The sequence below is a fragment of the Acinetobacter sp. Brlt_5 genome (assembly GCF_051949055.1).
GTDB classification, from domain to species: Bacteria; Pseudomonadota; Gammaproteobacteria; order Pseudomonadales; family Moraxellaceae; genus Acinetobacter; species Acinetobacter indicus.
Genome location: NZ_JAYJLP010000002.1, coordinates 246,065 through 256,583 on the forward strand (window position 1 = coordinate 246,065; position 10,519 = coordinate 256,583).

At 44.4% G+C, this 10,519-nt stretch carries 10 protein-coding genes and 1 tRNA gene; 4 read left to right on the top strand and 7 right to left on the bottom strand.

Annotation, left to right across the window (positions count from 1 at the left end):
• Nucleotides 1-22 precede the first annotated feature (22 nt).
• The 3 genes from purT to VF685_RS03140 form a co-directional block, all read right to left on the bottom strand.
• A complete protein-coding gene (gene purT, locus VF685_RS03130) occupies nucleotides 23-1,228 on the bottom strand; it encodes a formate-dependent phosphoribosylglycinamide formyltransferase (protein ID WP_104472646.1) in 1,206 nt (401 codons plus the stop codon).
• Nucleotides 1,229-1,418: 190 nt separating this feature from the next.
• Entirely contained in the window at nucleotides 1,419-1,766 is a 348-nt protein-coding gene (ygaH, locus tag VF685_RS03135) for an L-valine transporter subunit YgaH (RefSeq protein WP_104472645.1), read from the bottom strand.
• Nucleotides 1,756-2,514 (bottom strand): AzlC family ABC transporter permease, encoded by a 759-nt coding sequence (locus VF685_RS03140; RefSeq protein WP_286384685.1) that lies wholly within the window; start codon nucleotides 2,512-2,514, stop codon nucleotides 1,756-1,758. The genes ygaH and VF685_RS03140 overlap by 11 nt, the downstream gene beginning before the upstream one ends.
• Before the next feature lie 102 nt (nucleotides 2,515-2,616).
• Here VF685_RS03140 and VF685_RS03145 point away from each other — a divergent pair, with 102 nt between their 5' ends.
• Nucleotides 2,617-3,111 (top strand): hypothetical protein, encoded by a 495-nt coding sequence (locus VF685_RS03145; RefSeq protein WP_152342336.1) that lies wholly within the window; start codon nucleotides 2,617-2,619, stop codon nucleotides 3,109-3,111.
• Nucleotides 3,112-3,465: 354 nt separating this feature from the next.
• On the opposite strand, the gene ychF is transcribed toward VF685_RS03145, so the two are convergent.
• Nucleotides 3,466-4,557: a redox-regulated ATPase YchF gene (gene ychF, locus VF685_RS03150; protein WP_005177206.1), complete on the bottom strand. Its 1,092-nt coding sequence runs from the start codon at nucleotides 4,555-4,557 to the stop codon at nucleotides 3,466-3,468.
• Between the two features lie 322 nt (nucleotides 4,558-4,879).
• Here ychF and VF685_RS03155 point away from each other — a divergent pair, with 322 nt between their 5' ends.
• Nucleotides 4,880-5,644, top strand: coding sequence for a glutathione S-transferase family protein (locus VF685_RS03155; RefSeq protein ID WP_005177208.1), 765 nt, complete (start codon nucleotides 4,880-4,882; stop codon nucleotides 5,642-5,644).
• A gap of 59 nt (nucleotides 5,645-5,703) precedes the next feature.
• On the opposite strand, the gene VF685_RS03160 is transcribed toward VF685_RS03155, so the two are convergent.
• Nucleotides 5,704-7,038 (bottom strand): hypothetical protein, encoded by a 1,335-nt coding sequence (locus VF685_RS03160; RefSeq protein ID WP_440203545.1) that lies wholly within the window; start codon nucleotides 7,036-7,038, stop codon nucleotides 5,704-5,706.
• A gap of 395 nt (nucleotides 7,039-7,433) precedes the next feature.
• Here VF685_RS03160 and VF685_RS03165 point away from each other — a divergent pair, with 395 nt between their 5' ends.
• Nucleotides 7,434-7,904 (top strand): Lrp/AsnC family transcriptional regulator, encoded by a 471-nt coding sequence (locus VF685_RS03165; RefSeq protein ID WP_075175482.1) that lies wholly within the window; start codon nucleotides 7,434-7,436, stop codon nucleotides 7,902-7,904.
• 52 nt (nucleotides 7,905-7,956) lie between these two features.
• Here the strand turns inward: VF685_RS03165 and VF685_RS03170 are convergent, their stop codons facing one another.
• Nucleotides 7,957-8,706 (bottom strand): YebC/PmpR family DNA-binding transcriptional regulator, encoded by a 750-nt coding sequence (locus VF685_RS03170; RefSeq protein ID WP_005177213.1) that lies wholly within the window; start codon nucleotides 8,704-8,706, stop codon nucleotides 7,957-7,959.
• A 109-nt stretch (nucleotides 8,707-8,815) separates the two neighbouring features.
• The gene (locus VF685_RS03175; RefSeq protein ID WP_005177219.1) at nucleotides 8,816-9,382 is read right to left on the bottom strand and encodes a 1-acyl-sn-glycerol-3-phosphate acyltransferase; all 567 of its coding nucleotides are present in this window, start codon (nucleotides 9,380-9,382) and stop codon (nucleotides 8,816-8,818) included.
• Nucleotides 9,383-10,135: 753 nt separating this feature from the next.
• On the opposite strand from VF685_RS03175, the gene VF685_RS03180 reads away from it, so the two are divergent.
• Nucleotides 10,136-10,212: transfer RNA gene (locus tag VF685_RS03180), tRNA-Ile, on the top strand.
• Nucleotides 10,213-10,519 lie beyond the last annotated feature (307 nt).

Consider the following 10,519-nt stretch of genomic DNA (forward strand, 5'->3'; position numbering starts at 1 on the left):
AACAGCGTTCCGTGTTGTGCGACTAGTTTTGATTGACACTGACGTTTTGTGCAGTAGCGTAAGCCAGCTCACGTGCCTGCTCAGTGGTTTCTGCGCGGGCGGTGGCCACACCCATGCGGCGACGCTTGAAGCCTTCCGGTTTGCCAAACAGACGTAAATCAGTATCCGGGTGAGCTAAAGCAAGATTCAAGCCAGAAAATGACAGGTTCTGGTCATCCACACCGGCATAAATCACTGCACTGGCAGCCACACTATGACGCGCCGTGTTCACTGGCAAGCCGAGAATCGCACGGGCATGTAATTCGAATTCACTCTGGTATTGTGAGGCCAACGTGACTAAACCGGTATCGTGTGGACGAGGTGATACTTCACTAAACCACACTTGATCGCCTTTGACAAACAGTTCTACCCCAAAAATACCGCAGCCGCCAAGTGCGCTGGTAACCTTGTGGGCAATACGTTTGGCTTCTGCTAAGGCCTGGCTGCTCATTGGTTGTGGCTGCCAGCTTTCGACATAATCACCGGCATCCTGACGATGGCCAATCGGGTCGCAGAATGAGGTTTCAATTTCACCAGTTTCTGGATGTTTAGAGCGTACCGTGAGTAGGGTAATTTCAAAATCAAAATCAATCTGCGATTCAACAATCACGGTGCCCTGATTCACACGGCCACCGGTTTGCGCATAGTCCCAAGCGGCATCGACTTCATCAAAGCTTTTTACCCGGGATTGGCCTTTGCCTGAGGAGGACATCACCGGCTTCACAAAGTTTGGATAGCCAATATCATCACAGGCTGCGCGGAAGCTTTCCAGAGAGTCGGCAAAACGGTAGGCAGAGGTTGGCAGTCCCAGTTCTTCTGCAGCTAGACGGCGGATGCCTTCGCGGTTCATGGTCAGATTGACTGCTTTGGCTGATGGAATCACGGTAGCAACGTTTTGCGCTTCAATATCCAGCAGCACTTCTGTGGCAATGGCTTCAATTTCCGGCACAATCAGATGCGGTTGCACCTGAGCAATCAGCTGTTTCAGTGCGTTAGGATCGGCCATATTAATGGTATGGGCATGATGCGCCACTTGCATGGCAGGGGCATGATCATATCGGTCGGCGGCATGCACTTCTACACCTAAACGCTGTAAAGAAATCACCACCTCTTTCCCCAATTCTCCTGAACCCAATAGCAATACTTTAAATGCCGAAGCTTGAAGAGGAGTACCAATCGTCACGCTCATGTAATTCATCCATGCTTGATTTTATGGGCTTTTAGCATAGCAGAACTGCACCGCGATGTTAGTGCCGATTCGGAGAAAATCGTGATTTTGTCCAACAATTTTTAGACGCAGTGGGCAAGAGGAAATACAGTGTTGAAAACGCAGCACAACTGCAGCACTGCGTCAATGGGTCTGGTGTTGAAGTCAAAACCTAGAAGGAAAATGGAATATAGGTATAAATCAGGCCATAGGTCACGGCCGCAGTCAAGGTGGCCGGTACAATTTTCTTGTATTTAAAATACAGCCCGGCCAGCACTATAAATCCGACCAGCATGGCAAAACTTTTATTGGGCGTTTCCAGTAACGGTGGCAAGGTCGCGACCACCAGCATTGAACTGATTGCGGCAATACCAATTGAACCCAAAGCAATCTTTAGCCAGAGGGCACCCCGTTTTTGTGAGTCCTGCTGAAACTTCTGAATCACAAAAAACGGTCCAAAGCGTGAAGCAAAATTGGCGATGCCGACCACAATCCCGACCAGAATAATTTCAAGATTCATGTGAGCCTCCTGCGTATGCATCATCCGGTTGTTTTAAGATATAGTGTTTGAACAGACCTGCAAAAATGCCCGATAAAATACCAATAAAGATGGCAGCGGACAGGTCAATGAAATAGCAGGCGATGGCAGATACCACCAAAGTCACACTGACCACAAAGGTATGTTTTTTCTCAAAGGCGGCCAGCAGGAAGCTCAGGAACAGGGCTGGTAACAAGAAATCTAGTGCGGCTTGTAAAAACTGCGGCAGTTGACTGACCTGATCGGCAAACAGACCGCCCAGTAAAGAACCGAGCGCCCATGACATCCAGCTAAACAGACTTAAGCCGAGCATCCAGGATTCCGACCATTGTTGCCGGCGCTGCGACAGCTTGATCATGCCAGAAGCAAAGACTTCATCGGTCAGGCCCCAGGCCCAGATCGCGGTTTTCTTTAAATTGAGCCGGTCCTGAATCAGGTTGGTTAAGGCCGGGCCATAGAGCAGATGGCGAATATCCAGTGCAATGACAGTCAGGGCGGTCATCCAGATGGAGGTGCCGCTGCCTAACAGGGCCACCACCAGAAACTGGCTGGCACCGGCATACATGGTGCAGGATAAAAACAGGGCTTCCCAGGCGCTAAAACCGAATTGGGTCGCCGAAACGCCAAATGCAAAAGAAACGGGGAGATAAGTAAAAATAATGGCTTGGCTATCTTTAGCGCCTTGCCAAAAACCGGCTGGCTGTGTGGAAAGCGTTTTGTGTTCAGACACGACACACCTGAAGGAGAGTTGAACAAGGAGTCAAATGATGATTGTGTATTGTACCCGAATTCACTAGCATAGTGCCGAAATGTTTGTTGAAGCGAGCCAGATATGTGGATGTTCAAAACACGTCAATTTGTGGTTGCAACTGTACTGGGCAGTAGCCTGTTATTACAGGCCTGTGGGGGCGATCAGTCCGGTGAAAAGCCGGAAATTAAACCTGCACCGAAACTGACCAATGATGCAACGGCGTATGCAGAAGCGGCCTGGAAGCTGATGAATGAGGTGGAACCTTATGTTTATCGCAAACAGCGCAATTTAATTGAAGATAATGTACGCAAACCGGCGCGCCAGTTAAGCACCGAATGGCGCATTAACGTCAAAATGACCGATTCAGTCACCGAAGGTAAATATGCTTTATGCCGTAAAGCACTCACCAGCCTGGAAATCTGGGCGCGTGCGACGTTAGAAAGTAGCGCAGCAGTAAGCCAGAAACAGGCCGATTATGAACGCGATAAACAGCAATGTGCCGATGCAATTGCCCATCCGGAACTGGGCAATACCGATCCCAAACAAAAGGGCAATGCGATTGCGACAGCATCCTGAAGTATTGAAAAGCGGAGTTCTGGCTCCGCTTTTTTAATGGCGGCGCCGTATTGAATTGATCTTCGCAATCAGAACAGCAATTACACTACACCCTCAACCTTGTAATATTCTGGTGCAGTTCTGGAATTGATGAGCACTTGTAGTGCGGAGGAGTGCACTGAAATTAAGCGCTTTCGAAAACTGGAAGCTTAGGGAATTCAATAACATCTCAGTAAATCAAAGAAGACATCAAGATCGGTTCGCTGATTGATTAATTTTCTTGCTTAAACTGTGGTGAGCCAAAGATTGCTCTTCAAAAAAAAGAGTATAAAAAAACCCTCAAATATTTGAGGGTTTTTCATTGATATCAGGCGATTACACGTTAAAACGGAAGTGTAAAACATCACCATCCTGTACGATGTAAGTTTTACCTTCTAAACGCCATTTACCTGCTTCTTTGGCACCAGCTTCGCCATTGTATTGTACGAAGTCATCATAGGCCACACATTCAGCACGGATAAAGCCTTTTTCGAAGTCAGTGTGAATCACACCTGCTGCTTGTGGAGCGGTTGCACCGACTTTCACCGTCCAGGCACGTACTTCCTGCACACCGGCAGTGAAGTAAGTTTGTAGGCCGAGTAAGCCATAACCTGCACGGATGACCACGTTCAGGCCAGGTTCTTCCATACCCATCGCTTCTAAGAATTCAGCACGTTCATCATCTTCTAATAATGAAATTTCGGCTTCAATCTGGTTGCAGAGTGGTACTACAATCGCATTTTCAGCTGCTGCCAGTTCACGTACTGCATCTAAGTGCGGGTTGTTTTCAAAGCCATCTTCCGCCACGTTGGCAATATACATGGTTGGTTTTAAGGTTAATAAACCAAAACCACGAATCAGTTTACGTTCGTCATCGTCCAGATTGGCTGCACGTGCCGGTTTGCCTTCATCCAGTAATGGCAGGATTTTTTCTAAAACGGCTTTGGTCGCAACCGCTTCTTTGTCACCGCCTTTGGCTGTTTTGGTTAAACGGGTCACGGCTTTCGATACCGTTTCTAAGTCTGCCAGCGCAAGTTCAGTGTTGATGGTGGCAATATCGTCCAGCGGGTCAATTTTACCATTGACGTGAATGACGTTTTCATCTTCAAAACAACGCACCACGTGAGCAATCGCGTCAGTTTCACGGATGTTGGCCAGGAACTGGTTACCCAGACCTTCACCTTTTGAAGCACCTGCAACCAGACCGGCGATATCCACAAATTCCATGGTGGTCGGCAGGACACGTTGTGGGTTTACAATGGCCGCCAGTTTGTCTAAACGCGCATCCGGCACCGGCACAATACCGGTGTTTGGCTCAATGGTACAGAACGGGAAGTTTTCAGCAGCAATTGCAGCTTTGGTTAAGGCGTTGAAAAGAGTCGATTTACCAACGTTAGGCAGACCTACAATACCACAATTAAAACCCATGAAATGACTCACAAAGTGTTATTCAAAAATTGTCGCTGATTTTACATGAAAGCCAGCATAAAGTCAGGTCATGGCGGGGATGTTTGTTGAAAAAGCATATTTCTGAAATATGTGCTGCGGATGGTGGGTAATGCGTGCCGTATCTTTGTTGATTTTTAAACAGGATAGCCTGGCCTAGATACGCTTGATGAAGCGTTTGGCCGAATACCGGCGATTTTTGAATAAAAAGCGCATTGTTTTTCAGTAGCAGTATGACTAAAGTAGCCAATGGATGTTGGCTGTTCAAATTATTGAACAAAAAATAAAAATTGACGGAGAAGATATGCGTATTTTGTACCAGTTTCCTTTATCTCATTTTTGTGAAAAAGCACGCTGGTTGCTGGATCATAAGGAACTGGATTATAACGCGCAGAACTTAATTCCGGGTGTGCATCGTGCTTTTGCCAAGCTAAAAACCGGACAAAACAAGCTGCCGATTTTACGCGATCAGGATCAATGGATTGCGGACAGTACCCAAATTGCCCTGTATTTAGATGAGGTGTATCCGGAGCATACCTTATTACGCCCAGACCCGACACAGCGCAATGAAGCACTGGAGATTGACCAGTTGGCCTCGACTCTGGGCTATCACGTTCGTCGCTGGGGCTTGGCACATACTTTATCTGAAAGTGAGCAGCCTTTAGATTTGCTGATTGGTGAAAAAGGTTATTTACGTCAATTTGAAAAATACTCCAAACCGATTATGAAGATGCTGATTTCCAAAGGCTATCAGCTGGATCAGGACAAGGTTGATGAATCGGAACGGGAAATGCGCCGTTTAATAGCCGAATTAAACCAGCGTCTGATAGCCAATGGCGGCGCATATTTTGTCGGTGAGCGTTTAGGCCTGGCGGATATTGCGGTCTGTTCCATGCTGGCTCCGATTCTGGAAATTCAGGATACACCGTGGGAAAAAGAGCAGGGCGAAACCTTGTCCGAACAATTCCTGCAATTTAAACAGGAACTCAGTGATTTACCTTTAGGGCAATATGTACTGAGAATTTATCAGACCGAGCGTCATGCCCGTGTGGACTGGCGCGGTATCTAAACGGCAACCATAAAAAATACGCGCCTGTAGCGCGTATTTTTATGACTTTATCAAATCCATTAAATGAATGGGGTAGATGAATCCAGATCAATTGCAGGCAGTTGCGGCGCAAGGCTGAGCAGGTCAAAGTTGCTGCTACTGCTTTCTGTACTGGTCGATTGCAGAGCTTCTTGAAGTTCAGGTAACAGGTTGTCCAGACTCAGACTGCTGTCTGCTCCTGTACTGGCGCCTTGTAACAGATCTTCCAGATTAAAGTCAGTTGAACCAAATGCATCGCCCAAGCTGTCAGTAAGATTGCCTAGGTCAAAGTCTGTGCCACCGTCAGTCAGACCTTCCAGTAAGCCACCTAAATCAAAACCACTGCCGATGTCTGGGAGACCGCCAAGTAAGGCACTTAAGTCAAACTCACTGCTGCCACCTGTTAAGCCTTCAAATAACTGGGTCAGTGTTTCAAGGTTCAGATCACCGGTGTTATTGCCGATGAGTCCTTCAAACAGTTCAGAAATCGTTTCAAGGTTAATTTCACCCGTATTACCACCGATTAAGCCACCGACCAGTTCTGAAATTGCACCAATATCAAAGTCGCCAGCGCCACCACCAATTAAACCGCCAACCAATTCAGAAATCGCTGCAATGTTGATAGCGCCTGAACCACCACCGATTAATCCACTGACTAATCCGGCAATCGCGCCAATATCAATATCACCAGCACCGCCGCCAATCAACCCACCAACCAATTCAGTAATCGCTGCAATATCGAGATCGCCTGAACTACCACCCATCAGACCGCTTACCAGCTCTACGATTGCACCGATATCAAAGTCACCCGTACCGCCGCCAATCAACCCACCAACCAATTCAGTAATCGCTGCGATGTCGAGATCATCCGAACCACCACCCATCAGGCCGCTCACCAGTTCTACGATTGCGCCAATATCAAAGTCGCCGGCACCACCGCCGATGAGACCACCGACCAGGTCAGCAATGGTACCAATATCCAGGTCGCCCGTATTACCGCCAATCAAGCCACCAATCAGCTGGCTGATGGCTTCAAAATCCAGATCAGCAGTATCACCGCCAATCAGACCACCGATTAAATTACTAATTGAGCCCAGATCAAAACTGCCCCCATTGGCTTGGGTCAGTTGATTAATCAGGCTAGAAATATCCAAACTGCCGCTATTACTTCCTGTAAACTGGCTGATTAAATTGCTAAGACTGCTGCTGTCCAGGCTGTTTCCAGACAACAGACTTTGCAATAAGCTGTCGAGGGTTGGGGTAGAGGGGCTGGTGAGTTGTCCAAACCAGTTCGACAAGGTCGAGCTGATGCCACTGAAAAAGCTGCTGGTTTGGGTTTCGACAGTTAAAACCGGGCTGAGCTTGCTTTTCAGCAAATTGAAAGATTTAAAAGCCAGGAAGACGATTCCTTGTGTTCTTATGTTTTTGTTTTGCTGGTGTTGAAACGCATCTTTTTTAATCTATTTGTATACACTTGTAAAAGATGAACGGTCTGGAATTAGCCGCATTTGGGCAGAGAAGGCAATTTTAACGCAGCATAGAGAATGAAATTTTTGAGAAAACAGCGGTTTATTGAGGCTGACCGTTTATCTGTTTTTAAAAGATCAAGATAAATGGCAGACGCCTGATCAGTTAGGCTTCAGTTGTGTCTGCACATCATATCTTGAAAAAAAATTTCAATAGATGAAAAAATAATGAGAAATAAATATTGTTGTGGGGCTGATTCGGCTAAAATTATAAAGTGTCATTGCCTGTTAAAAAGAGTATAAAAATGGAACTGGATCGCTTTGATAAGCATATTCTTGAAATTTTAAGTCATGAAGATGTCAATTTAAATGAATTGTCGGAGCGGGTGAATTTGTCGGTGAGTTCGGTGCATCGCCGGATTAAAAGCCTGATTGATCATAATATTATTTCAGGTTTAAAACGGGAAATTAATTACCAGAAACTCGGCTTTAGTCTGCATGTCCTGTTGCAGGTGTCGCTGAGTAAACATGATACCGATACCTTTGCCAAGTTTCTGGAAGAACTGGAAAATATTCCCGAAGTGATTAATGCCTTTTTGGTGACCGGGCAAACCGCTGACTTTATTGTAGAAGTGATTGCGCGGGATATGGAAAACTACAGTGACATTTTACTCAAACGCATTGGTAAAATTGACCATGTGGTGGCGCTGCATTCGAGCTTCGTGATTAAAGAATATAATGTTTTAAACTGCTCGAATTTGCTCAATAAAGTTTAATTTCTAAGAAATAAAAAACGCGCCAGATGAGCGCGTTTTTTATCTGTAAGTTTTAAGCATCTAAGGCAGCTAAAACGTCATCAGAGAATTCAACGTTGGTATAAACGTTCTGAACATCATCTAGATCTTCAAGCATATCAATCATTTTCATGATTTTTTTAGCCTGGTCGATGTCGGTGATTTCAGCTTTGGTTGATGGGCTCATCACCACTTCAGCATTGTCAGATTTTAAACCTGCTGCTGCTAAAGCATCCTGAACGGTACCAAACGTTTCTGGAGTGGTAATCACCAGAATTTCATCTTCAGAGACTTCAATATCTTCTGCACCGGCTTCTAATGCCACGTCCATGATCTGATCTTCTAAAGACACATCTTCAAACGTAATTTCACCACGTTTGGTGAATAAGAAGGCCACTGAACCGTTGGTGCCTAAGTTACCATCGGTTTTAGAGAAGCAGTGACGAACGTCTGGTACGGTACGGTTTAAGTTGTCAGTCATGGTTTCAACAATCACGGCCACACCGCCGACACCATAACCTTCATAGGTGACTTCTTTTAAGTCATCGTTATCTTCACCGCCAGCACCACGTTGAATCGCACGGTTAATCACATCACGTGTCATGTTGACTGATAATGCTTTTTCGACTACAGCACGTAAGCGAGGGTTGCTCCCTGCATCCGGACCGCCGAGTTTAGCAGCAGTTGTCAGTTCACGAATGTATTTGGTAAACAACTTACCACGACTAGCATCTTGTTTGGCTTTACGATGCTTGATATTGGCCCACTTGGAATGACCCGCCATGCGAAATATGCTCCTTGTAGATTGGCTGTATGCCGATCGAATTGCACAGATTCTACCATAAGCCCTTTTTCTGAAAAAAGGGCAGGGTTTTAAGTTTTAACTGAAAAATTTACGCTGTTTTCACGTCTGGAATAATAATATCCAATCCGGTGTTTTCTTTATAGAGCTGTTTGATCAGCGCGAGATCATGCGCCAGGTCGGTTGGATAAATTTTACCAAAAATCCCGCCTTGCTTGGTTTTAGAGTTGGCATACATCAGCACAATCGGCACATTAGCGGCTTTGGCAATATGCCAGAAACCGGTACGAATTGGCTTACGTGCTTCACCATTTTTGGCACGGGTCGCTTCAGGAGCAATCACCAGATTGAATTTTTCATTGCGCTGGAACAGCTCCACCATTTGTCCCACGATGTCCTGATTGGCTTTACGATCAACCGCAATACCGCCCACGGCTTCAAGTACCGGTTTAAGTGGACCTTTGAATAATTCTTTCTTGATTAAGGTATGAATTTTCATGTCGAAAATTTGGAAGATGGCCAGTGATAGCACTGCATCGAGCATCGAGGTATGCTCAAAACCAATAATGACCTGTTTATCTTCCAGAATATCAGGTTCGACGTTATAGCTCCATCCGGCAACTTTAAATGCAGCTTCGCCAATAAATTTTTTTAACATGGGTACAGAGTAAAACAAACGAAAGCGCATAATTTGTGCTTGTTCGGCTTTAGAGTCAAGGGTTAATTTGTGCAACTGTGCAGAAAAAATAAAGACCTGTTTAGCCGCAGAATATAATCTAACAACTTATTGTTTTTAGATATAAATTAAAAGTTATTAAGACTTAAAATAAATGAGTATATAGAAAATTACTATTAAAAAAGTGAAAAAAAAGCTATTCAGTAGATAATTTAAGCATTAGACTTTTGTCGTAGATGGGTCGTAGTTCAGGCCAATGTCCAACTTTAGGCTTAACCTCAACAGGAATAGCAAAATGACATATTTGACCGCACTAATTGTTGCTTCGCTCATTTTAATGGTGATTGTGCTTTGGTCTATTGCTGAACTTGTGTTCGAATCGCGCAAAGAAAAGTCACTGAACTCAAAAAGAGTTTAAAATTTCAGCAATACGAATACTTTATAAGTTTTTGTACTCACGATATAAAGTTATTTCAAAAAAGTATAATTTTTTATTGATTTATTGCTTTTTTATCTTAAAAAAAATAAATTTCGAATTTACCTCTCATGATATGAGCGCAGTTTCAGTGCAATGCTTGATGAGATGATGTTGTGCAATTTCCTGCTAATTTTTGAGCTTCTGGTTAACTGTTGTCTTACTGTACAAGCGATTTTGAAAGGGCTTGTATTTTAAAAAAATCTTCGATAGTATTCATGGCGCCTGAACTTGTTGATATATAACAGTTTCAGTGAAAAGGGCCTATAGCTCAGTTGGTTAGAGCAGCGGACTCATAATCCGTTGGTCGACAGTTCAAGTCTGTCTGGGCCCACCATATAAATCAACCACTTACGTGTACTAATCGTAGGTGGTTTTTTATTTTCAGAAGTTATATAAGCACTATGTAAGCAAAATTAAGCTATAAAAAACACTCAATAACTATATAAATATTTGGATTCATAAATGAAGTGTAATAGAGGCTTAGGGAATTAAAATGGGCTAGATGAGTTAGCATTTACCTCTAAACAACCAAAGTTAAAGTTGTCTCATAAATTATTTTCATATAACTAAATAATCACCTCAAAAAATACAAAACTGGCTGGGCGAGGTGCTTCATTTGATGATGAGAAATAGTGTAATTA

What these genes read in the sequence shown, in the direction of transcription:
- VF685_RS03175 (WP_005177219.1), bottom strand. Translation starts at nt 9,382, where the DNA reads ATGTTAAAAAAATTTATTGGCGAAGCTGCATTTAAAGTTGCCGGATGG.
- VF685_RS03165 (WP_075175482.1), top strand. Translation starts at nt 7,434, where the DNA reads ATGGAACTGGATCGCTTTGATAAGCATATTCTTGAAATTTTAAGTCAT.
- purT (WP_104472646.1), bottom strand. Translation starts at nt 1,228, where the DNA reads ATGAGCGTGACGATTGGTACTCCTCTTCAAGCTTCGGCATTTAAAGTA.
- VF685_RS03155 (WP_005177208.1), top strand. Translation starts at nt 4,880, where the DNA reads ATGCGTATTTTGTACCAGTTTCCTTTATCTCATTTTTGTGAAAAAGCA.
- ygaH (WP_104472645.1), bottom strand. Translation starts at nt 1,766, where the DNA reads ATGAATCTTGAAATTATTCTGGTCGGGATTGTGGTCGGCATCGCCAAT.
- VF685_RS03145 (WP_152342336.1), top strand. Translation starts at nt 2,617, where the DNA reads ATGTGGATGTTCAAAACACGTCAATTTGTGGTTGCAACTGTACTGGGC.
- ychF (WP_005177206.1), bottom strand. Translation starts at nt 4,557, where the DNA reads ATGGGTTTTAATTGTGGTATTGTAGGTCTGCCTAACGTTGGTAAATCG.
- VF685_RS03170 (WP_005177213.1), bottom strand. Translation starts at nt 8,706, where the DNA reads ATGGCGGGTCATTCCAAGTGGGCCAATATCAAGCATCGTAAAGCCAAA.